General features: G+C 70.9%; 17 protein-coding genes. 3 read left to right on the plus strand and 14 right to left on the minus strand.

Features of this window, described 5'->3' with window-relative positions; all coding sequences use genetic code 11:
* Nucleotides 1–107 precede the first annotated feature (107 nt).
* From ACWGDB_RS35900 to rpe, 5 genes are all read right to left on the minus strand, one after another.
* Nucleotides 108–737 carry a GNAT family N-acetyltransferase gene (locus tag ACWGDB_RS35900; protein ID WP_453826296.1) on the minus strand — a complete coding sequence of 210 codons (630 nt, stop codon included), beginning with the start codon at nucleotides 735–737 and terminating at the stop codon, nucleotides 108–110.
* An 88-nt stretch (nucleotides 738–825) separates the two neighbouring features.
* A complete protein-coding gene (locus ACWGDB_RS35905) occupies nucleotides 826–2,268 on the minus strand; it encodes a GuaB1 family IMP dehydrogenase-related protein (protein WP_453826297.1) in 1,443 nt (480 codons plus the stop codon).
* A gap of 131 nt (nucleotides 2,269–2,399) precedes the next feature.
* Nucleotides 2,400–2,714 carry a barstar family protein gene (locus ACWGDB_RS35910; protein WP_383613094.1) on the minus strand — a complete coding sequence of 105 codons (315 nt, stop codon included), beginning with the start codon at nucleotides 2,712–2,714 and terminating at the stop codon, nucleotides 2,400–2,402.
* A 144-nt stretch (nucleotides 2,715–2,858) separates the two neighbouring features.
* Nucleotides 2,859–3,902, minus strand: a complete 1,044-nt coding sequence (locus ACWGDB_RS35915; RefSeq protein ID WP_369269838.1) for a sugar-binding transcriptional regulator — start codon at nucleotides 3,900–3,902, stop codon at nucleotides 2,859–2,861.
* Nucleotides 3,903–3,980: 78 nt separating this feature from the next.
* Nucleotides 3,981–4,667, minus strand: a complete 687-nt coding sequence (gene rpe / locus ACWGDB_RS35920; protein ID WP_453826298.1) for a ribulose-phosphate 3-epimerase — start codon at nucleotides 4,665–4,667, stop codon at nucleotides 3,981–3,983.
* A 134-nt stretch (nucleotides 4,668–4,801) separates the two neighbouring features.
* On the opposite strand from rpe, the gene ACWGDB_RS35925 reads away from it, so the two are divergent.
* The gene (locus ACWGDB_RS35925; protein WP_453826299.1) at nucleotides 4,802–6,979 is read left to right on the plus strand and encodes an MMPL family transporter; all 2,178 of its coding nucleotides are present in this window, start codon (nucleotides 4,802–4,804) and stop codon (nucleotides 6,977–6,979) included.
* Nucleotides 6,980–7,013: 34 nt separating this feature from the next.
* Here ACWGDB_RS35925 and ACWGDB_RS35930 read toward each other — a convergent pair whose 3' ends face one another.
* Complete coding sequence (locus ACWGDB_RS35930) at nucleotides 7,014–10,409, minus strand: tetratricopeptide repeat protein (protein ID WP_453826300.1); 3,396 nt, start codon at nucleotides 10,407–10,409, stop codon at nucleotides 7,014–7,016.
* Between the two features lie 215 nt (nucleotides 10,410–10,624).
* Between ACWGDB_RS35930 and ACWGDB_RS35935 the strand changes: the two genes are divergently transcribed.
* Entirely contained in the window at nucleotides 10,625–11,545 is a 921-nt protein-coding gene (locus ACWGDB_RS35935) for a hypothetical protein (RefSeq protein ID WP_453826301.1), read from the plus strand.
* A 3-nt stretch (nucleotides 11,546–11,548) separates the two neighbouring features.
* Here ACWGDB_RS35935 and ACWGDB_RS35940 read toward each other — a convergent pair whose 3' ends face one another.
* Together ACWGDB_RS35940 and fmt are read right to left on the minus strand one after the other, a co-directional pair.
* Nucleotides 11,549–12,967, minus strand: coding sequence for an RsmB/NOP family class I SAM-dependent RNA methyltransferase (locus ACWGDB_RS35940; RefSeq protein ID WP_453826302.1), 1,419 nt, complete (start codon nucleotides 12,965–12,967; stop codon nucleotides 11,549–11,551).
* A 76-nt stretch (nucleotides 12,968–13,043) separates the two neighbouring features.
* Entirely contained in the window at nucleotides 13,044–13,976 is a 933-nt protein-coding gene (gene fmt, locus ACWGDB_RS35945) for a methionyl-tRNA formyltransferase (protein WP_453826303.1), read from the minus strand.
* A 315-nt stretch (nucleotides 13,977–14,291) separates the two neighbouring features.
* On the opposite strand from fmt, the gene ACWGDB_RS35950 reads away from it, so the two are divergent.
* On the plus strand, nucleotides 14,292–14,834 hold the full coding sequence (locus ACWGDB_RS35950) for a hypothetical protein (RefSeq protein WP_363041129.1): 543 nt from the start codon (nucleotides 14,292–14,294) through the stop codon (nucleotides 14,832–14,834).
* A gap of 155 nt (nucleotides 14,835–14,989) precedes the next feature.
* Here the strand turns inward: ACWGDB_RS35950 and ACWGDB_RS35955 are convergent, their stop codons facing one another.
* From ACWGDB_RS35955 to ACWGDB_RS35980, 6 genes are all read right to left on the minus strand, one after another.
* Entirely contained in the window at nucleotides 14,990–17,143 is a 2,154-nt protein-coding gene (locus ACWGDB_RS35955) for a primosomal protein N' (protein ID WP_453826304.1), read from the minus strand.
* Nucleotides 17,144–17,269: 126 nt separating this feature from the next.
* Nucleotides 17,270–18,478 (minus strand): methionine adenosyltransferase, encoded by a 1,209-nt coding sequence (gene metK / locus ACWGDB_RS35960; RefSeq protein ID WP_453826305.1) that lies wholly within the window; start codon nucleotides 18,476–18,478, stop codon nucleotides 17,270–17,272.
* A 231-nt stretch (nucleotides 18,479–18,709) separates the two neighbouring features.
* Nucleotides 18,710–19,921 carry a bifunctional phosphopantothenoylcysteine decarboxylase/phosphopantothenate--cysteine ligase CoaBC gene (coaBC, locus tag ACWGDB_RS35965; protein ID WP_453826306.1) on the minus strand — a complete coding sequence of 404 codons (1,212 nt, stop codon included), beginning with the start codon at nucleotides 19,919–19,921 and terminating at the stop codon, nucleotides 18,710–18,712.
* A gap of 108 nt (nucleotides 19,922–20,029) precedes the next feature.
* Entirely contained in the window at nucleotides 20,030–20,302 is a 273-nt protein-coding gene (rpoZ, locus tag ACWGDB_RS35970; RefSeq protein ID WP_003988945.1) for a DNA-directed RNA polymerase subunit omega, read from the minus strand.
* Between the two features lie 64 nt (nucleotides 20,303–20,366).
* Nucleotides 20,367–20,924, minus strand: a complete 558-nt coding sequence (gene gmk / locus ACWGDB_RS35975; RefSeq protein WP_369269845.1) for a guanylate kinase — start codon at nucleotides 20,922–20,924, stop codon at nucleotides 20,367–20,369.
* A 58-nt stretch (nucleotides 20,925–20,982) separates the two neighbouring features.
* Complete coding sequence (locus tag ACWGDB_RS35980) at nucleotides 20,983–21,306, minus strand: integration host factor (RefSeq protein WP_003977346.1); 324 nt, start codon at nucleotides 21,304–21,306, stop codon at nucleotides 20,983–20,985.
* Nucleotides 21,307–21,401: the final 95 nt, after the last annotated feature.

Raw genomic sequence — 21,401 nt, forward strand, 5'->3', positions numbered from 1 at the left:
GCGCTGGCTCCTTCTCGCTGCCGGTCAGGGCGGCAGGGACGGGCGGCACCCTTCGAGCAGGGACCCACCGAGCGGGGTCCCTGCCACGCCACGTACGAGGCGACAGCCTACGAGGATCGGCGTTGCTGGTGAAATGCAGCAACCTTGCGCATGCCCGCAAGATCATTGCGTGTCTGGGGGCTGGGTGGGTGTTCGTTGCGGCGGGGCTTCAAACCGTTGCACGGAGGTCCTCCTGGAGGGCTTCGGAGGGCCTTGACCAGGAACACGCAGGGGTCTGCCTGCTCATGCCGGACGCCGTCGGAGTCCAGGTGCGCCCAGCGGTCCACGTACGCCACCGTGGGCAGGTAACTGAGCTGCGCGTACAGCGCCGCCGCGCGCGGGTTGTCGTCGCCGACGCCCAGCCCCATGACGCCGACGCCACGCTCCCGCGCCAGCCGCTCGGCGTGTTGCACCAGCGCGGTGCCGATGCCTCGGGAGCGCAGCGACGCCGGCCACACGATCAAGCCGTTGATCTCCGGGCAGCCCGGCTGCGCCGCCCGCACCTCCGGCGCCGCGCACCCTGTCCAACGCACCTCTGCGTGGCCTACAGGCCTGTCGTCCAGCCACGGGATCAGATACGCACTCTCCCCCGCCTCCTGTCGCTCGAAGCGGGCCGCATGGTGCCCGTCGGCACTGCGCGACGGCATGAAGCGATCCGGCGCCTCGACGTCCTCGGCCCTGCAAGCGGCGATCTCCATGCACCGACGCCAGAGCCCCGGCACGCGAAACGGCCCCCGAATATCCCGGCGAACGGGACAACGGGGGCCGTGAGCAAGGCAGTCGGCGTCAGCTCCAGCTGGCGTGCAGCGGCTTGCCCTCCGCGTAGCCGGCCGCGCTCTGGATGCCGACGACGGCCTTCTCGGCGAACTCCTCCAGGGAGCCGGCGCCGGCGTAGGTGCAGGACGACCGCACGCCCGCGATGATCGAGTCGATCAGGTCCTCCACACCCGGCCGGGTCGGGTCGAGGAACATGCGCGAGGTGGAGATGCCCTCCTCGAACAGCGCCTTGCGGGCCCGGTCGTACGACGACTCGTCGGACGTACGGTTGGCCACGGCCCGCGCGGAGGCCATGCCGAACGACTCCTTGTAGAGGCGGCCGTTCGCGTCCTGCTGGAGGTCGCCCGGCGACTCGAACGTGCCCGCGAACCAGGATCCGACCATCACGTTGGACGCACCGGCGGCCAGCGCCATGGCGACATCGCGCGGGTGCCGGACGCCACCGTCGGCCCAGACGTGCTTGCCGTACTTCTTCGCCTCGGCGGCGCACTCCAGGACCGCGGAGAACTGCGGCCGGCCGACGCCGGTCATCATGCGGGTCGTGCACATGGCGCCGGGGCCGACACCGACCTTGATGATGTCCGCGCCGGCCTCGATCAGATCCCGCACACCCTCGGCGGCCACGATGTTGCCGGCCACGATCGGCACCTGCGGGTCGAGCGCCCGCACGGTCCGGATCGCGGCGATCATCGACTCCTGGTGGCCGTGCGCCGTGTCGATGACGAGCGTGTCGACGCCCGCGTCGAGCAGCTGCTTGGCCTTGCCCGCCACGTCACCGTTGATGCCGACGGCGGCCGCTATGCGCAGCTTGCCGTCGGCGTCGGTGGCCGGCGAGTACAGCGTGGCCCGCAGGGCGCCCTTGCGGGTGAGGATGCCGGCGAGACGGCCGTCGGAGTCCACGGCGGGGGCATAGCGCCGGTTGTGGTGATCGAGCGTGTTGAAGGCCTCGCGCGGCTCGAGGGACGCGTCCAGGAGCAGCAGGTCCCGGGACATGACCACTTCGAGCTGTGTGAAGCGGTCCACGCCGGACAGGTCGGAGTCGGTGACCACGCCGATCGGCTTGAAGTCGTCGTCGACGACCACACCGGCGTTGTGCGCGCGCTTGGGCAGCAGGGCCAGGGCGTCGGCGACGGTCTGGTGCGGGGCCAGCACGATGGGCGTGTCGAGGACGTGGTGGCGGCTCTTCACCCAGGAGATGACGTCGGTGATGACGTCGATCGGGATGTCCTGCGGGATGACCACCAGGCCGCCGCGCCGGGCCACCGTCTCGGCCATGCGGCGGCCGGCGATGGCGGTCATGTTGGCGACGACCAGCGGGATGGTGGTGCCCGTGCCGTCCGGGGAGCTGAGGTCCACGCCCTGCCGCGAGCCCACCGCGCTGCGGCTCGGGACCATGAAAACGTCGTCGTACGTCAGGTCGTACGCGGGCTGGATGTCATTGAGGAAACGCACGTGCTGCACATCCCAGTCGATCAGAGGTGGCCCCCGGACAGGTCAGCCAGGGGGAAGAGCACGTACTTCATTGTCCCATGCTGACCGGAATGCGATGCACGGTCGCATCATCCAAGCAGGTCAGCCACCCCCTAGGAGGATCCTCCAAGGGCGAGCACCACCGTGAGCGCCTGCGTCCGGTCCACCGCCTCGGAGAACACGTCCTGGGCGATCTCCCACTCGTCGGGCCGCGCCTTCGCGTACGCCCGCCAGTTCCGCACGACGACCAGCAGCCCCTGCTCCACGGCACCCGCCGGCCAGACGGTGTGGTCGGAGAGGGAGTCGGCGAGCGCGTCCCAGTTGCGGCCGAACCAGTCGGGCAGATCCAGGGCACGGGCGCAGCGGTCCATCAGGCCGGCCTTGTCCGTGATCCCGTCGAGGTCCAGCGGGACCACGAGCTCCGTCATCTCAGCACCGCCAAGGTCATAGTGATCGTCGATGAGATTGGTGAAATTGATGAAGTTGATGAAGTTGATGAAAAAGCCGATGAAGCTGATGCGGCCCATGAACAAGGGGGGCGGCCTTCGGCCACCCCCCTTGCTGACACACCGTCAGTGCCCGTCCGGATCCGTCCTGTTGAGCGTCGGCTTCGGCGTCGGACCGGCCGTCATCAGATAGTCCGCCGCCGACGTGTCCGTCACCAGGCTGGTGACGAGCCCGGAGCGCAGCACCGCGTCGATCGCCGGCCCCTTGCGCTGCCCGCCCGCGATCGCGACGACCTCCGGGATACGGCGGAGCTGGTCGGCCTTGACCGTGATGCACCGCTCCCCCAGGTCCCGGCCGACCCGGCGCCCCTCGGCGTCGAAGAGGTGCGCGGACATCTCGGCGGCGACACCGAGCGAGGCGTAGTGGGCCCGCTCCTCGTCGCTGAGCATGTCGTGCACCGTCGAGATGCCCGGCTCCCAGGAGCCGATGGAGACGCAGGCGACCGTGACCTTGTCGAAGTACTCGAAGGCCCGGGCGATTCCGGTCTGGTGCCGCAGTGCCGCCGCGGTGGCCGCGTCCGGCAGCAGCATCGGCGCGTAGATGGGGTGGGCGTCGCCGCCGGACACCTGGGCGGCGCGGCGCACCGCCTCGACCGAACCGCGCTCGGCGGTCCCGGCGTCGTACACGCCCGTCAACTGCACCACCGTGCAGGGCGGCAGCCGGTCCAGGGCCGCCGCCATGTGAATGGTGGACCGGCCCCAGGCCAGGCCCAGCACATCACCTTCGTTCACGAGCTCGCCGAGCAGGTCGGCGGCCACCTCTCCCAGGTTCTCGGGGTCGGGTGACTCCTCGGCCTCGGCCGGGGACTCGACCACGACGGCGTGCCGAAGGCCGTACCGGGCGCGCAGCGCGTCCGAGCGATCGGCGTCCAGCTCGGCCGGCACGCGGATCTCGATGCGCACCAGATCCCGTTCGAGAGCGGTCTCCAGGACCCGGGCCACCTTGAAGCGGCTGACGCCGAACTCCTCGGCGATCTGGATCTTGGATTTGCCCTCGAGGTAGAAGCGGCGGGCCATGGCCGCCGCCTGCACCAGCTCAGCGGGTCCCATCCGCATGGCTGACCGGCCCGCCGACATACCCGACACGGCGATCTCCTCACTGCTGTTCACACTCTGGATTCGCCGTTCATCCTTGCAGATCCGGCGCTCTTGATCCGCCCTGATGGGCGCCGTTCACGTTCCCTTGGCTCAGTGGTCGCATGCCCAGGCCGCCGACTTCGTCACCGCCTCCGCCTGCGCGCGCAGCGCACGGACCGCCGCGGCCGGGTCATCGGCCCCGTACACCGCCGAACCGGCGACGAAGACGTCCGCGCCCGCCTCCGCACACCGTTCGATGGTCGAGGCCGAGACACCGCCGTCGACCTGGAGCCACAGGTCGAGGCCGTGCTTGCTGATCAACTCGCGGGTGCGGCGAATCTTCGGAAGCATGATGTCGAGAAACGCCTGACCACCGAAGCCCGGTTCGACCGTCATGATCAGCAGCATGTCGAGCTCTGGGAGCAGATCCTCGTACGGCTCGATGGGCGTCGCGGGCTTGAGCGCCATGGAGGCACGGGCGCCCTTGGCCCGGATCTCCCGGGCGAGCCGCACCGGTGCGGCGGCGGCCTCGACATGGAAGGTGACGGAGGAGGCCCCTGCTTCGACGTACTGGGGCGCCCACCGATCGGGGGCCTCGATCATCAGATGGCAGTCCAGCGGAGTGTCCGTCGCACGGGCCAGGGACTCTACGACCGGCACGCCGAGCGTGAGGTTCGGGACGAAATGGTTGTCCATGACGTCGACGTGGAGGTAGTCGGCTCCCTCGACCGCCGTTGCCTCGTCCGCGAGGCGGGCGAAGTCGGCGGAAAGGATGCTGGGGTTGATCTGCGCGGCCATGACCCAAGACTGCCATGCCGGAGCACGAATGTTCGCGCCAGTACAGACCTAAGACGTTCATCGGATGTTGTGTCCGGTTCGTGCGTGCCATGCTGGGCGGCCGACCGGCTCCACGGAGAGCTGCGGGGGTGGCCATGACTCAGACCCGGGAGAAGGGGCAGTCCCCTTCGGGACAGCGGGGCGTCGCCCATCTGGTCTGCGGACGACGCGCCAAGTGGGTGGTGCTCGTTCTGTGGCTGGCGGTGCTGTTCCTGACAGCACCGTTCGCGCAGAAGCTGACCGACGCGCAGGACAACGACGCGGCCTCCTGGCTGCCCGGGTCCGCCGAATCCACCCAAGTCCTGGAGATCTCCGAGGACTTCAGGCCGGAGCAGATCCCGGCGGTCGTCATCTATGCCCGCGACGGCGGCCTGACGGCACAGGACCGTGCGGCGATCACCGAGGACGTGGCGCAGCTCAAGCAGCTCACCGACCACGGCATCCGCGGCGCCGAGACCCGGGGCCCGGTCTTCGACCGCGAGCTGGACCCGCGCGCGGCCCAGGTCCAGGTCCCGATCACGATGGACGAGAAAGGCTGGGAGCGCATCGCACCCGCCGTGGACTCCATCAAGGACGTCGTCGGGGAGGGCGGCGGCGGGCTGTCCGTGCACATCACGGGCCCGGGCGGCACGTCCGCGGACTTCTCCGAGGCCTTCGAGGGCATCGACTCCACGCTGCTGTTCTCGGCGATGGTGGTCGTCATCGTCATGCTCCTGCTCACCTACCGCAGTCCCACCCTGCTCCTGGTCCCTCTCATCGCCGTGATCGTCGCCCTGTTCACCGCGCAGGCCCTGATCTATCTCCTGGCGGAACACGCGGGCCTGACCGTCAACGGGCAGAGCGCGGGCATCCTCACGGTTCTGGTGTTCGGCGCGGGCACGGACTACGCACTCCTGCTCGTCGCCCGCTACCGGGAGGAACTGCGCCGTCACGAGGACCGCCACGAGGCGATGGCCCTGGCCCTGCACCGCGCCGGCCCGGCGGTGATCGCGTCCGGTGCGACCGTCGTGCTGAGCATGCTGGTGCTGCTGGCGGCGGAGATGAACTCCACGCGAGGCCTCGGCCCGGTGGCCGCGATCGGCGTGGCGGTGGCCCTGCTCGCGATGATGTCCCTGTTCCCCGCGCTCCTGGTGATCTTCGGCCGCTGGATCTTCTGGCCGGTGATCCCGCACCTGGGCACCGAGAACCCCGACAAGCGGGGCATCTGGGCCCGCATGGGCCGCCGTATCTCCCATCGCCCGCGCATGGTCTGGGTCGTCACGGCGATCGCCCTCGCGGTCTGCTCCCTCGGCCTGATCCAACTGCGCGCCGAGGGGCTGAGCAACGCCGACGCGTTCACCGACAAGCCGGACTCGATCACCGGCCAGGAGATCTCGGCGCGCTACTTCCCGGCCGGCAGCGGCGACCCGCTGGTCATCGTCAGCAACCAGGCCCAAGCCGTGGAGGTGGGCCGCGCGGTGGCGGAGACACAGGGTGTCGTCCCCACCTCCTTGGGCCTGCCACCAGGCACAAAACCGTCGTTCGAAGGCAAGGTCCTCTTCGAGGCGACGATGACCGCTCCCGCCGACAGCGAGGCCGCGAAACAGACCGTCGAGCGGGTCCGCGACGCCGTCCACGCGGTGCCGGACGCCGACGCCCAGGTGGGCGGCGGTACAGCGGCCCTCCTGGACATGGACAAGGCGACGACGCACGACAACATCCTGATCATCCCGCTGGTCCTGCTGGTCGTGCTTCTGATCCTCTGTGCCCTGCTGCGCGCTCTGATCGCCCCGCTCCTGCTGATCGGCACGGTGATCCTGTCCTTCGCGGCAGCCCTGGGCATCAGCGCGCTCGCCTTCCGCCACATCTTCGACTACGCCGGGGAGTCGACCGACTTCCCGCTGTTCGTCTTCGTCTTCCTGGTGGCGCTCGGCATCGACTACAACATCTTCCTCACCACCCGCATCCGCGAGGAGGCAACCCACCAGGGCACCCGCCCCGGCGTGATCACCGGCCTCGCCGCCACAGGCGCCGTCATCACCTCGGCCGGCCTGGTCCTCGCCGGCACCTTCGCAGCCCTGGGCACCCTCCCCATGGTCGCCTTCGCCGAAATCGGCTTCGCGGTGGCGCTGGGGGTACTCCTGGACACGTTCATCGTGCGCTCGGTCCTGGTGACGGCGCTGTTCCTGGATGTGGGGCCGAAGGTTTGGTGGCCGCACAGACTGGCCCGGGACGATGGCGGACCATCCGCGCTCTCCCCGGACGACGGGCGGGTCGGCGAGACCCCCCACTGAGGGCCGCCGATACGGCAGAGGGGCCAGGCGCGTCTCATCGACGGTGCTGCGTCTTCCCGGACAGCGCCTGGACGTACCGGCCCGTGTCCTGGACATCCGGATGGTTCAGCCCGAGGACACGGATCTGGTCGCCGAGCACTTCGGAGAACAGTTGCAGCCCGAGCTTCTTGTCGCGCCTCGCCGTCAGACCGGCGACGCCGACACGGACGCTGAGCGTGTCCCGGTGGTCCGGGCCCAGGACACGGACGTAGTCCTGGAGGAGCTCGGTGAGGAGCCGAAGAGCCCGTCTGAGGCTTCCGGCCCCGGCAGTCGCCATGGCCAGGCCGACGCGAGTCTGGAGCGTGTGGGGATGCTCCGGGCCCAGAATCCGGCCACGGTCCTTCGCGACGGCGGCGTACAGCTCCACTGCCTGCCCAGCCCTGCCCACCCTTGAGGTCAGGTCCGCGATCGCCGCCCGGGTGGTGAGGGATTCGGGGTGATCGGGGCCCAGGACCCGCTCCTTGTCCGAGAGGAGGGCCGCCAGCAGCGCCAGCCCCTGCCGAGCCTGCCCGGCATCACCGGTCATGACCGCCACGGCATGACGGCTCCCCAGCGTGTCCGGATGCTCCGGCCCCAGTACACGGACGCGGTCCGCCAGCAGTTCGGTGTGCATCTCCAGCGCCGGGCCCAGACCGCCGGCACGGGCGAGGCAACGGCTGAGGTTGCCGCGGGTGATCAGGGTGTCCGGGTGGTCGGGACCGAGGACACGGAGACGGTCGGTCAGCAGCTCCGAGAACAGCCTCCGCGCCTCCTCGGGGTCCGTCTCCCCCTTCAGCAGAGCGATGTTGTTGCGGGCGGCCAGCGTGTCGACGTGATCGGGGCCGAGGACGCGCACACGGTCCCGCAGCAACTCGGTGAACAAGGACAGGCCCCGGGCCCGGTCGCCGGTTTCCGCCGTCCACATGGCGACGTTGTGACGTGTCGTCAGGGTGTTGGGGTGATCCGGGCCGAGCACGCGTACGCGGTCCGCCAGCAGCGCGACACTCAGTTCCAGAGCACCCCTCAGGTCACCGGCGTGCCCCTTCCACAGCCCGATGTTGCTGCGCACCGTGAGAGTGAGGACGTGTTCAGGACCGAGGACGCGCTCCATGTCCGGCAACAGGGCGGTGCACTGTTCGAGCGCTTGCTTGGCATCCCCGGCGGTTCCGATCACGGCGGCGAGGTTGGCGCGGGTGATCAACACCATGACACCGCCGTCCACGGCACCTTGCGTGGCGGAAAGCAGTTCGACCGCCTGCTGGGCGTCACCAGCCCGGCTGGTGTGAACAGCCACGTTGTTGTGGGCGAGGGACGCCAGAAGGTGTTCCGAGCCGTACGCCTTCTGCACCACGTGGTGCCAGTGCTGCCACTGCTTCAGGTCGTCCGCAGGCACGGGTGACGGGCGCAAGGCGAGACGTTCCAGGGCGTCCATGTGTTTCCCGGACCGCCACAGGTGCTCGGGCTCGGCCCGTCTCGCGTAGTCCTGCAGTGGGTCGCTCACCATGGCCGGCGTGTATGCGCGCGCGGGCGTCAGGCGGCTGAGCGCCGCGGCCAGCGCTCGGTGGCCCTGCACGCCGTCCACCGAGTATCCCGCTTCCCCGTCACCGGTGAGGTGGTCGATCAGTGACTGATGGAACAGTCCGTAGAGCCGGGTGGCGGTGTCGCCGCTGCCCGCGGAGGCGTGGACGACATAGCGGCGCAGCAGCGGCGGCAGACCGTCCCCGATGCAGGACTCGACGGTGTCGGCGGCGCCGAGTTCGGCACAGGCGGCCAGGAGAATCTCCTGGGGAAGTACGGCGCCGGGTCCCGCGGCGGCCAGCACCGTGAACACGGCGCGGACCGGCGCCCCGGGTTCGTCCCAGGCTCCGCCACCTTCGAGGGCCCGGTCGAACACGTGGTCATAGACCGCTCCCAGCCCTTGTGGGACCTCGTCCGCGGCCATGTGCGGGTTCGCCCGCGCCTGGTCGGCGAGCAGGGACGCGACGAGCCAGCTTCCCCCGGCCGCCGCGACGATCGTGTCCAGCAGTTCCTCGGGAACCTCCTGTTGTACGAGGGACCTGCGTACCTCGGCGTCCGGTGCCGCATCGATCTCGACCGTGAAGTCGACCGCGTCGACCGCGGACCCGGGGCGCGTCGACAGCAGCAGGCGTACGTCCGCCTCGCCGTCGGACAGCGATCGCAGCTGCCGCACCAGGTCCGTCAGCTCGGCGGCGGCGCTGTCGGCGAGCTGATCGAAACCGTCCAGGGCGATGCGCACGACGGTGTGCGGCAACCGGCGCAGCGGGCCGACCAGGAGCCGTTCGGCGAACGGCACCTGTTCCCACTCGGCCCTGGGCACCGCGGCCTCGTACGCGGCGACGGCCTCGGCGAAGCCCGGCACGGTGATGCGGAGTTGCTGGGCGAGGTCGCGGGAGACACGGTCCCCGGTCTCCTGCCGCTTGAGGAGCCGCAGGCCGTGGACGAATCCGTCCGGCACGGCATCGGGGGCCAGTTCCGGGCGGGTGAGGGCGGCCAGCAGGGTGGTCTTGCCGTACCCGGCGGGACCACGGACGGCGACGCAGCGGTGCGCGGTGGATGCCTCGACGATCTCGCTGAGCGGACGGGTGGGGCGGAAGTGGCGGAGTGCCGTGCGCAGCGCGGGGAGGTCGGTGCGGGACATGGCGGGCAGGGAACCCGCCTGAGCCACCAGGGCGGCGTTGCGCGCCACCCACAGCGCGGTGCTGGACTTGACGCCGTCCAGAGTGAGGACGGCGGGCTGCTGCCGGCGTTCGAAACGCTCGGCGGCACGCTTCACGTCACCGGCCGACAGCCGCTCTCCGAGGGCGATGTGGCCGCGTCGCAGCAGCGCCCCGGCGCTCCGGCTGAAGTTGCAGTCGTAGGCCGACTCGTCCACGTTGGCCGCGGAGAGTATCTGGACCCGGCGCCTGAGATCGGCGTTCAGTCCGGGCCAGCCGGCCGCGGCCTCGGCGACACCCGCACCGGACATGCAGGCGTCAAGCAGGAGCAGGAGTTCAAGATCCGGATGACCGGAGAGCAGTTCTCTCAGGTGCTGGACCAGCGCATACGGACCCGCGGGATGCCCCGGGACGGGCGTGCACCCCTCGGGCAGGGCGTAGAAGTCACCGTTGACGGCGATCCCATGGCCGATCCAGGCGAGGATGAGCAGGCCACCGGCCCGCCCCACGGAAGTCGCGGCCCCCGCCACAGCCTCATAGGTCGCCACCCGGTCCTGGTTCAGCAGCAGCGTCCGCCCGTCGGCGAGCGCTGCCCCGCAGCCACCGCGCAACGGGTCCCGCAGGACGGCGTCGAGGTCGCGCGCCGCATCGGACAACGATTCCAGCTCACGCTGCTCGCCCAGTGCTCCGCACTGCGAGGCGATCACCAGTGAGAAGCGCTGTCCCCCGTTGCTCATGGCCACAGCATGCCGCCATCTGTTGCCGTGTCAAATGGGCCAAGTGGTAAGGAAGATGGGCAGACGGGCGATGTCCCGATACGACCATGCGCAAGCCGAGGTGGTCGCTAAGCTGCGAGTCCGGTCTCCCGGCCCGCGACGGTGGGACCAGTGGGCCGGCAGTGGCAGCCGGAGGCCTATCCCCGACGGGACGGCCGGGGACGTAGGGGGACCGCGTGAGCCGCATTGTGCTGGTACACGGGATCGGGCAGGAGCAGGACTCCGCGGATGCCTTGGAGACCAGGTGGATTCCCGCGCTCGCGGGAGGTCTGCGCGTCGCGGGCCACTCCGGCGCCGCCGACCGGCTGTGGCGGGACCACCGCCCGGGTGATGACGAGTGCCGGATGGTCTTCTACGGGGATCTGTTCCTGAAGAAGGGACGGATGGGCGATGGCCAGACGGTCGAGGACCTCAGCCCCGAGCAACAGGAGCTGGCCCTGGCCCTGGCGAAGGAATGGCTTCACCGCGCCGAGGAGCGCGCCCCGAGTGAGGCGGACCAGGACGAGGCCTACCGTCGGCTGGCGGCCATGGATTCCGAGGCCCGGGGACGCCAAGGTCTGCTCGCCACGGGCCGACCGGCGCTGAAGGGTCTGGCGCGGTTGCGCTGGTTCGCGCCGACGGGCATGGCCTTGGCGCAGACGTTCGCCAACCGTGCACTCGCCCAGGTCACGAGGTACCTCACCGAAGAGGCCGTCCGAGAGGAGGTCCAGCGGCGGATCGCCGCCCATGTGGGGTCCGAGACGGTGGCGATCATCGGTCATTCCCTCGGTTCGGTCGCCGCCTTCCAGGCCGCTCACCGCGCGCGGCAGTCGCTTCCCCTGCTGCTGACCCTGGGCTCGCCACTGGGACTGCGGACGCTGGTGTTCGACAGGTTGCCCGAGGCGAAGACGGTTCCGCCGCGCGTCACACGGTGGGCGAACTTCGCCGACCGCGACGACCTCGTCGCCGCGGAGCCCGACCTCGCGAAGCTCTTCGTCGACCCCTACGGCGTCCTGGAGTCCGACTGGACGCTGGACAACGGGTCGGCGCCCCATCGAGCCGAGTCCTACCTGGGCAAGCGCCAGACCGGAGCCGTGGTGGCCACCGCCCTCGCCTGAGCGTCAGGCGGTCCGTCGCATCAGCGCCAGGTACATCGCGTCGGTCCCGTGCAGATGCGGCCACAACTGCACATCCGGTCCCTCACCCAGGTCCGGCACGCCGGGCAGGAGCGTCCGGGCGTCGATGAGCTCCACCTCGGAGTGCTGCTTGAGGACGTCGTCGACGACGGCACGGGTCTCGGCGAGGTGGGGCGAGCAGGTGGCGTAACCGACCACGCCACCGACTCGTACCGACTCGATCGCCGTCCGCAGCAACCCCCGCTGCAGCAGCGCAAACCCCTCCAGATCCTCCACCCGCCGCCGCCACCGAGCCTCCGGCCGCCGCCGCAACGCCCCGAGCCCCGTACACGGCACATCCACCAGCACCCGGTCGAAGCTCCCCGCCCGCCAGGCCGGCCGCGTCCCATCGGCGGCGATGACCTGATACGGCCCAGGATTCCCGGCAAGCGCCTTGGCGACCAGCCCGGCCCGATGCGGCTGCTTCTCGGAGGCAAGCAGCATGGCACCCCGCTCGGCGGCCAATGCCCCGAGCAGCGCCGCCTTGCCCCCGGGACCGGCACACCCGTCGAGCCACTTCTCGTCGGGCCCGTCCAACGGCGCGTTGGCCAGGGCAAGCGCAACGAGCTGAGACCCCTCGTCCTGCACCCCCGCCCGGCCTTCCCGCACGGCCTCGATGGCCCCCGGCTCCCCGCCCTCGGCCAGCCGCACGGCATAGGGCGACCAACGCCCCGGCACCGCGGCCTCCTCACCGAGGAGTTCCTCGGTCGTGGCCCGCCCCGGCCGCGCGACGAGCGTCACCTCGGGCCGCTCGTTGTCGGCCTCCAGCAGCCGCTCGATCCCGGCCCGCCCGCCTCCGAGCGAGTCCCACAGCGCCGAGACGACCCACCGCGGATGCGAGTGCACGACGGCGAGGTGTTCCTCGGGATCGTCGTCGTACGGTGGCGCGACCCGCTGGATCCACCCGTCGAGGTCGTCCTGCGCGACCTTCCGCAGCACGGCGTTCACGAACTTCGCGCGCCCGTCGCCGAGGACGACCCGGGCGAGCTCGACGGACGCCGACACCGCCGCATGGGTGGGAATCCGCGTCCCCAGCAGCTGATGCACGCCCAGGCTGAGCACATCGAGCACGGGCGGGTCGACCTCACGCAGCGGCCGGTCCACACACGCGGAGATCACGGCGTCGTACGTTCCCTGCCACCGCAGCGTCCCGTACACCAGCTCGGTCGCGAGCGCTGCGTCCCGCCCGTCGAAGTCGCCCTGCTCCCGCGCCTTGCGCAGCAGCGGCGGGAGTACGAGGTTGGCGTACGCGTCCCGCTCGTCCACGGCGCGCAGCGCCTCGAAGGCGAGGACGCGGACGGGGTCTTTCTTGGGCCGTCGGTAGGGCTTGCCGGGTTTGCGGGGCCGACGGGAGGTGTCGCTCACGAAAAAGGTGCTCCGGATTGCTGGATGAGATGTACCGACCAGCCTACGTCGCACCGCCGGCCCGGCGTAGGGCCGGTTACTGCCCGACGCTCTCCCCGTCCCCGATCCGCACGCCCCGCGCCCAGTCCGCGGCCCGCATCGGCTTCTTGCCCTGAGCCTGCACCCACAGCAGCTCGACGGCGTACGACCCGGTCCCGACGTACACGTTGTTCTTGCCGACGGAGAGCGCACCGGGCGCGAGATCGTCCCGCCCGGGCACCGGCTGCACCTGGATGAGCTTGAGCCGCTCGCCGCGGAAGGTGGTCCAGGCACCCGGCGCGGGAGTGCACCCGCGCACGACGCGGTCGACGCGCAGGGAGGGCGCGGCCCAGTCGATGTGGGCGTCCTCGACGTTGACCTTGGGAGCGAGGGTGACCCCTTCGGCGGGCTGGGATACGGCCTTCAGCGTGCCGTCCTCGATCCCGTCCATGGTCGCCGCGAGCAGCCCGGAGCCCGCGAAGGCAAGCCGGGTCAGCAGGTCGCCGCTGGTGTCGGTGGTCCGGATCTCCTCGGTCACGGTGCCGTAGACGGGCCCGGAGTCGAGCCCCTCCTCGATCAGGAAGGTGGAGGCCCCGGTGATCTCGTCGCCGGCCATGATGGAGTGCTGCACGGGCGCCGCGCCGCGCCAGGCGGGCAGCAGCGAGAAGTGCAGGTTGACCCAGCCGTGGGCTGGGATGTCCAGGGCGACACGCGGCAGCAGGGCGCCGTAGGCGACGACGGGGCAGCAGTCGGGCGCGATCTCCCTGAGCCGCTCCAGGAACTCGGGGTCGCGCGGCCTGGCGGGCTTGAGCACCTCGATGCCCGCCTCCTCGGCCCGCTCGGCCACCGGGCTCGCCACCATCCTGCGCCCCCGACCGGCCTGCGCGTCGGGCCGCGTCACGACGGCGGCCACCTCGTGCCGCCCGGAGGCGATCAGAGCGTCCAGAGCGGGAACGGCGACCTCGGGGGTACCGGCGAAGACAAGCTTCATGGGTGGGCACGGGCCTCTCGGACGGGGTTGGTTGGGGCAACACACAAGTCTATGTGCGGGCGCGAGGAGGGCTCACGTCGGCGGCACCACGAAGGAATTCACCACGGCCGGGGAGGGACGGCAGGCACCCAGGGCCGGAGGTCCGGACATCGAGGCGCGTACCCCCGCCCAGGGGCGTAGGCATATGCCCATACGCCCCCACTGCGTGACCCGCGGACCGCTCCCGCGTTGGTCAAGAAAGAGTTGACCACAACGGGCCGCACCCGCCGTATCCGCGGCCCCTTCCTTTTCAACGCCGGTTCGAGAGGCTTGTTCATGGCCGACCACGCAACCCACGACGCCCAGGCTCGGGCCAGCCTGCACTTGCTGGTGCGGGACATCGAGCGGGTCCGCCGGCAGGTGGACGCACTGCGCACGCTCACCGCCCAACTGGGCAACGTCTACCGCCCGCGCCGCTCCGGCCCCTCCACGGGCTTCGTCGTCTACGGACGCGCCCCCGCCCCGACGGTCCGTCTCGCCCAGGAGTTGCGGGACAGCGTCGAAACCCTGGTCACGGCAGCCGTGGACTTCGACCGCTCACTCGGCTTCTCGTGGGACGCGGTGGGTTCCGCCCTCGGCGTCACCAAGCAGGCGGTCCACCGACGCTACGGCGCGCGCCGCGCCGCCACCCAGGCGGCGGCCGAGGCCGAGCGGACGACCGAGCCGGCGGGCAGCCGGACGGTGAATGTCACCACCGCTCTCCCCCCGGTGCCGACGGTTCCCGCGGCCCGTTCCATGCCGACGCAGCCGACGGCAGGCAGCCCCGGCCTGCGCGACGAGGCCAGGCCCACGGTGTTCCCCGGCCCTCGCAACGGCTGACACCGCGGCTGCCCCCACCTCGCTCTGCCCTCCCGATGCGCACTAGGGAGGGCAGAGGCATTCCTGCCCAGCCCTGACCAAGCCCTGCGCGGCACCGCAAAGCACCAGGCAGCAGGCAGCAGGCAGCAGGCAGCAGGCAGCAGGCAGCACCAACGTCACCCGATATCAGGCGGATCGATCCGCACCCGCACCGCGATCTCCCCAGCCCCACGCGCCATCCGCGCCGCCTGCGCGGCCTTCAGCGCGGACGCCAACGCCGCCCCGCTTCCCGGCGGAACCCGGATCAGCACCCGGTCCCAGTGCTCCCCGGGCGGGGGACCCCCTACGCGCCGGGGGCGCCCCACCGCCGTGACGGGCACCGGCACGGGACCCAACACCTCGGCCTCCGGCGGCAGTTCGGCGGTCCGAAGGAACTCGGCCAGCGCCTCTCCCGGCCCGGCCACGGAAGCCATCCGGGACACCGGCGGAAATCCCAGCTCGGCCCGCTCGCCGAGTTCCCGCACCGCATGCCCGACGGGGTCCCACCGCACCAGTGCCTGCACGGGCCGCAGCGTGGGCTCGGCGACCACGACCACGGTCCCCCCGGCTCCCTGCGGCCGTACCAGCGCGGCGGCGGCGATCCATCGCCGCAGTGCGTCCTCCCCCGCCCGCAGGTCAGGACGCCCGAGCATGGCCCAGCCGTCCAGCAGCAGCGCCGCCGCATACCCGCCCTCGGCGACGGGCTCCGCCCCCGGCGTGCTCACCACCAGCGAGGGCGTGCCCGGCACGGTGTCCAGCACATGCTCACGCCCGGAGGTCCGCACCGGCACAGCGGGGAAGGCCCGCCCCAGCTCCTCGGCGGTCCGCCGCGCCCCCACCACCTGAGCCCGCAGCCGGAACGCACCGCACTCCGGACAGTGCCAGGCCCCTTCGTCCCGCCCGCACCACCCACACCGCAACTCGGCCCCGGAGCCCTGCGCCTCCAGCGGCCCGGCGCAGTGCCGGCACCGAGCGGGAGCCCGGCAGTTGGCGCAGGCCATCCGCGGCACGTACCCGCGGCGCGGCACCTGCACGAGGACCGGCCCCTGCCGCAGCCCCTCCCGCACCGCCTGCCAGGCGAGCGTGGGCAGCCGAGCGGCCCGAGCGGCCTCGTCCCGCGCGAGATCCCCGTCCCCCACGGTCCGTACGAGCGGAGCCGCGCCCCGCACCTGCTCCCGGGTGGCGACCAACGGCCGGGCCCAGCTGCTCTCCACGAGCTGGGCGGCCTCGACCGTGCAGCTCCAACTCCCCAGCAGAAAGCCGCACTTGTCCTGCGCGGCCCGCAGCAGCAGCACTTCACGCGCATGAGGCTGCGGGGCGTGCTGCTCGCTGTGGCTGTCGTCGCCGTCGTCCCAGAGGGCGACCAGCCCGAGGTCCTGCACCGGCGCGAACATGGCGGCCCGCGTCCCCACGACCGCCCGGACGCTCCCGCGCCGTACGGCCAGCCACTCCCGGTACCGCTTCTCGGGCCCGGCATCGGCGGTCAGCACCGCATGACGCCCCTCGCCCATCAGCGAGGTCAGGGCAGCGTCGACCCGGGCAACAGCTCTCCCGTCCGGCACCACGACGAGGGCCCCGCGGCCGGAGGCGAGCGTCGCCGCGACGGCCCGGGCCAGCTCCTCGCTCCACTCGGGGCCAGGCAGAGCGTTCCACACGGCACGCGGCGCGCCTCCGGAGGCCAGGGACTCCAGGAACGCGGCCCCTCGCTCGTACCGCCCCCAGGACCCCGCCTCGGGCCTGCCAGGCGGCGGGAGCGGCTCCGGTGAGGGCCGCTGCTCGGCCCGCGCACTGCGCGGCGGCACGGCCAGCTGCAGCACATCGGCGAGCCCTCCGGCATACCGGTCGGCCACGGCCCGCGCGAGCCCGAGCAGTTCCTCGCTCAGCACCCGCTCGGGCGAGACGACCTGCGCGAGTGCCGCCAGCGGCCCGGAGTAGTCGGACTCGGCAAGCCGCTCGACCAGGAAGCCGTCGATGAGCCCCCCGCCCTCACGCCGACCCTCACGCACCCGGTGCCGCCCGGCTCCGAACCGCACCCGCACCCGCACCCCGGGCTGCGCGTCGGCGTCCAGCTCCTCCGGCACGGCGTAGTCGAAGTACCGATCGAGATGCAGCACACCCTTGTCGACCAGCACCCGCGCCACGGGCAGTTCCCTGGCCAGCGCGGCCCCTCGCCAGGTCCGCGGCTTGGCCCGCGGGACCTGCGCCTTGCGCACGGTGTCCCGGATGAGCGCGAGCTGCTCGGGCGACGCCCCCTCGGCCCCGCCGTCACCGGTCTCGTTCTCGCTGCTCACGCCTGCATTCCTACCAAACGCCACTGACAACCGCCGGAGCCCGAGTTCCCCCACGAGCGCGGGTGCACCGAGGCCCGGCGCCCCACCAGGGACGCCGGGCCTCGAACAAACCCGTGGAGCCGGGCCTTACAGACCCACTGCCTTGCGCAGCGCGTCCACCCGGTCCGTCCGCTCCCAGGTGAACTCCGGCAGCTCACGGCCGAAGTGGCCGTAGGCGGCGGTCTGGGCGTAGATCGGGCGGAGCAGGTCCAGGTCGCGGATGATCGCGGCCGGACGCAGGTCGAAGACCGCGTCGATGGCCTTTTCGATCTTCTCGGTCTCGACCTTGGCCGTGCCGAAGGTCTCGACGAAGAGACCGACGGGCTCGGCCTTGCCGATCGCGTACGCCACCTGCACCTCGCAGCGCGAGGCCAGGCCGGCAGCGACCACGTTCTTGGCGACCCAGCGCATCGCGTACGCCGCCGAGCGGTCCACCTTGGACGGGTCCTTGCCGGAGAACGCGCCGCCACCGTGGCGGGCCATGCCGCCGTACGTGTCGATGATGATCTTCCGGCCGGTCAGACCCGCGTCACCCATCGGGCCGCCGATCTCGAAGCGGCCGGTGGGGTTCACCAGAAGGCGGTAGTTCTCGGTGTCCAGCTTGATGCCGTCGTCGAGCAGCGCCTTCAGCTCGGGCTCGACCACGAACTCCCGGATGTCGGGCGCGAGGAGGGAGTCCAGGTCGATGTCGCTCGCGTGCTGCGAGGAGACGACCACGGTGTCCAGACGGACCGCCTTGTCGCCGTCGTACTCGATGGTGACCTGCGTCTTGCCGTCCGGGCGCAGGTAGGGGATCGTGCCGTTCTTGCGGACCTCGGAGAGGCGCTTGGACAGGCGGTGCGCCAGGAAGATGGGCAGCGGCATCAGCGTGGGCGTCTCGTCCGTCGCGTAGCCGAACATCAGGCCCTGGTCACCGGCGCCCTGGCGGTCCAGCTCGTCCTCGTCGCCCTCGACACGGGACTCGTACGCCGTGTCGACGCCCTGCGCGATGTCCGGCGACTGTGAGCCGATCGAGACCGAGATGCCGCAGGAGGCGCCGTCGAAGCCCTTCTTCGAGGAGTCGTAGCCGATCTCGAGGACCTTGTTGCGGACCAGCGTCGCGATGTCCGCGTACGTCTTGGTCGTGACCTCTCCGGCCACGTGGACCAGGCCGGTCGTGATCAGGGTTTCGACAGCGACCCGGGACGACGGGTCCTCGCGCAGAAGCGCGTCAAGAATGGTGTCGCTGATCTGGTCAGCGATCTTGTCGGGGTGACCCTCGGTCACAGACTCCGAGGTGAACAGGCGACGGGACACAACGCTCCCTGGGGTTGCAGCGGCTGCTGGCTGATCATTGTTGGACGGGACGGGGGCTGCGCCCGGCGTCGTCCGAGGACAGTTTATCTGTCGCGTTCGGCCACGGACCCCCTGTCTCGCCTCTCGGGAGGGCTGTGACCTGCGGCACGGGCATTCTGCCCAATGTCATGTGCCCTTGGCCAGGGGCGCCACACCCGAATCGAGCACGGGCGGAGGGAAGTCCGCAGCGCATCAACCATGTGTGCCCAACCGGCGCGCCACCAGGTCCCACACGGTTTCGGCCAGGGCTTCCTTGGGCCCGTACGGCACGGGCGTCTCACTGCCGTCGGCGCCCAGGACGACCGCCTCGTTCTCCTCGGAGCCGAAGGTCTTGCGCTCGCCCACCTCGTTCACCACGAGAAGGTCGCACCCCTTGCGCTCCAGTTTTTTGCGGCCGTTGGCCAGCACGTCGTCCGTCTCGGCGGCGAAGCCGACGATCACCTGACCGGGGCGGGCCCGGTCGGTCGAGATCTCCGCGAGGATGTCCGGATTCCGCACCAGGACGATCGGGTCCGGCTCGTGGTCGTCCTTCTTCTTGATCTTTCCGGTGGCGTACGACGCCGGACGGAAGTCCGCGACCGCGGCCGCCATCACGACCGCGTCGGCGTCCGCGGACGCCTTGAGGACCGCCTCTCGCAGCTGTACGGCCGTGCCGACCTGGACGACGTCCACGCCCGCCGGGTCGGCCAGCCCGGTGTTGGCGGCGATCAGCGTCACCCGGGCGCCCCGGGCGGCGGCGGTGCGGGCGAGAGCGTAGCCCTGCTTGCCGGAGGAGCGGTTGCCGAGGAAGCGGACCGGGTCGAGGGGCTCGCGGGTACCGCCGGCGCTGACGACGACGTGCCGTCCGGCGAGGTCGGGCTCGGTGACGCCCCGGGCGAGCACCCGACGGCAGACCTCGAAGATCTCCGCGGGCTCGGGCAGCCGGCCCTTGCCGGTGTCGACGCCGGTGAGACGGCCGACGGCGGGTTCGATGACGATCGCGCCGCGCCGGCGAAGCGTCGCCACGTTCTCCTGGGTGGCCGCGTGCTCCCACATCTCGGTGTGCATGGCGGGGGCGAAGACCACCGGGCAGCGGGCGGTGAGCAGGGTGTTGGTCAGCAGGTCGTCGGCGAGGCCGTGCGCGGCCTTCGCGAGCGTGTCGGCCGTGGCCGGGGCGACGACCACCAGGTCGGCCTGCTGGCCGATGCGGACGTGCGGGACCTCGTGGACGTCGTCCCAGACCTCGGTCGAGACGGGCTTGCCGGACAGGGCGGACCAGGTGGCGGCGCCGACGAAGTGCAGCGCCGAGGCGGTGGGCACGACCCGGACGTCATGTCCGGACTCGGTGAGTCTGCGCAGCAGCTCGCAGGCCTTGTACGCGGCGATGCCGCCGCTGACCCCCAGAACGACCTTCGGCTTGTCCACCGTCTCTCCCCGGACCTCGGAAAACGTACGACATCCATGACACACCACAGGCCCGGCAGACGCGCTGCCGGGCCTGTGGAAAAGCCTTCTGCAAGCTGCAGATATTACTTACTGCGCCGGGCCCTCGACGGCCTCGGACGTCAGCAGACCCGCGTTGATCTCGCGCAGGGCGATCGACAGCGGCTTCTCGTGGACGTGGGTGTCCACAAGCGGACCGACGTACTCGAGGAGGCCCTCGCCGAGCTGCGAGTAGTACGCGTTGATCTGGCGGGCCCGCTTGGCCGCGTAGATCACGAGGCTGTACTTCGAGTCGGTGGCCTCGAGGAGCTCGTCGATCGGCGGGTTGATGATGCCCTCGGGCGCGGAGATGGAAGAGGACACGCTCTACCTTCCGATGGATGGGAAAGAATCAGTCGATGTGATCACTCAGCATGAGCAGTCACGATCACACAACGTCCATCAAGGCTAGCAGCTCACGCGCCACGTCCTCGACGGAGGTGTTGACCAAGGTCACATCGAACTCCGGCTCGGCCGCCAGCTCGACCTTCGCCGCGTCCAGGCGGCGTGCGATCACCTCGGGCGGCTCGGTGCCACGTCCGGTGAGCCTGCGTACGAGCTCCTCCCAGGAGGGGGGAGCCAGGAACACCAGCTGGGCGTCGGCCATCGACTCACTGACCTGCCGGGCGCCCTGAAGGTCGATCTCCAGGAGAACGGGCTCACCCGCCTCCAGCCGCTCCAGCACTGCCGCACGCGGCGTGCCGTAGCGGTTGCCGGCGAACTCGGCCCATTCCAGCAGCTCGCCGTTGGCGATCAGCTTGTCCATCTCTTCGTCGGTGACGAAGAAGTAGTGGACTCCGTGCTGCTCGCCGGGGCGGGGCTTGCGGGTCGTCGCCGACACCGAGAGCCAGACCTCGGGGTGTTCCTTGCGCATATGGGCGACGACCGTGCTCTTGCCGACCCCGGAGGGGCCGGAGAGCACGGTCAGCCGCGGACGTTCACTCATGCAGCGATTATTCCAGCAATCCCGGAGTGCCCGGGACTCCCGGTCCCAAGTGCCGGGATCAGGAGCCCGTGCTGCCGAACTCACGCTCCAGGGATGCGATCTGGTTCGAGCCGAGACCACGCACGCGGCGGCTCTCGGAGATGCCGAGTCGCTCCATGATCTGCTTGGCGCGGACCTTGCCCACGCCGGGCAGGGACTCGAGCAGGGCGGAGACCTTCATCTTTCCGATGACGTCGTTCTCCTGGCCCTGCTTGATGACCTCGTGAAGGGAGGCGCCGGAGTGCTTGAGTCGATTCTTGACCTCGGCCCGCTCCCGGCGAGCCGCGGCGGCCTTTTCGAGCGCGGCTGCGCGCTGTTCAGGGGTAAGGGGCGGAAGAGCCACGCCTACGTCACCTCGGATGTTGAACTGTCGGATACGGACCGGTGAGGAACCTAGTCGCCCCACACCTGGGGAGGCACGAGCAACACGCTGCCCGT

The sequence above is a fragment of the Streptomyces sp. NPDC055013 genome (assembly GCF_053608645.1).

Bases quoted from the DNA above. Each gene is read 5' to 3' on its own strand.
- ACWGDB_RS35900 (WP_453826296.1), bottom strand. From the start codon at position 737: ATGGAGATCGCCGCTTGCAGGGCCGAGGACGTCGAGGCGCCGGATCGC.
- ACWGDB_RS35910 (WP_383613094.1), bottom strand. From the start codon at position 2,714: ATGACGGAGCTCGTGGTCCCGCTGGACCTCGACGGGATCACGGACAAG.
- rpe (WP_453826298.1), bottom strand. From the start codon at position 4,667: ATGGCCGCGCAGATCAACCCCAGCATCCTTTCCGCCGACTTCGCCCGC.
- ACWGDB_RS35925 (WP_453826299.1), top strand. From the start codon at position 4,802: ATGACTCAGACCCGGGAGAAGGGGCAGTCCCCTTCGGGACAGCGGGGC.
- ACWGDB_RS35930 (WP_453826300.1), bottom strand. From the start codon at position 10,409: ATGAGCAACGGGGGACAGCGCTTCTCACTGGTGATCGCCTCGCAGTGC.
- fmt (WP_453826303.1), bottom strand. From the start codon at position 13,976: ATGAAGCTTGTCTTCGCCGGTACCCCCGAGGTCGCCGTTCCCGCTCTG.
- ACWGDB_RS35950 (WP_363041129.1), top strand. From the start codon at position 14,292: ATGGCCGACCACGCAACCCACGACGCCCAGGCTCGGGCCAGCCTGCAC.
- gmk (WP_369269845.1), bottom strand. From the start codon at position 20,924: ATGAGTGAACGTCCGCGGCTGACCGTGCTCTCCGGCCCCTCCGGGGTC.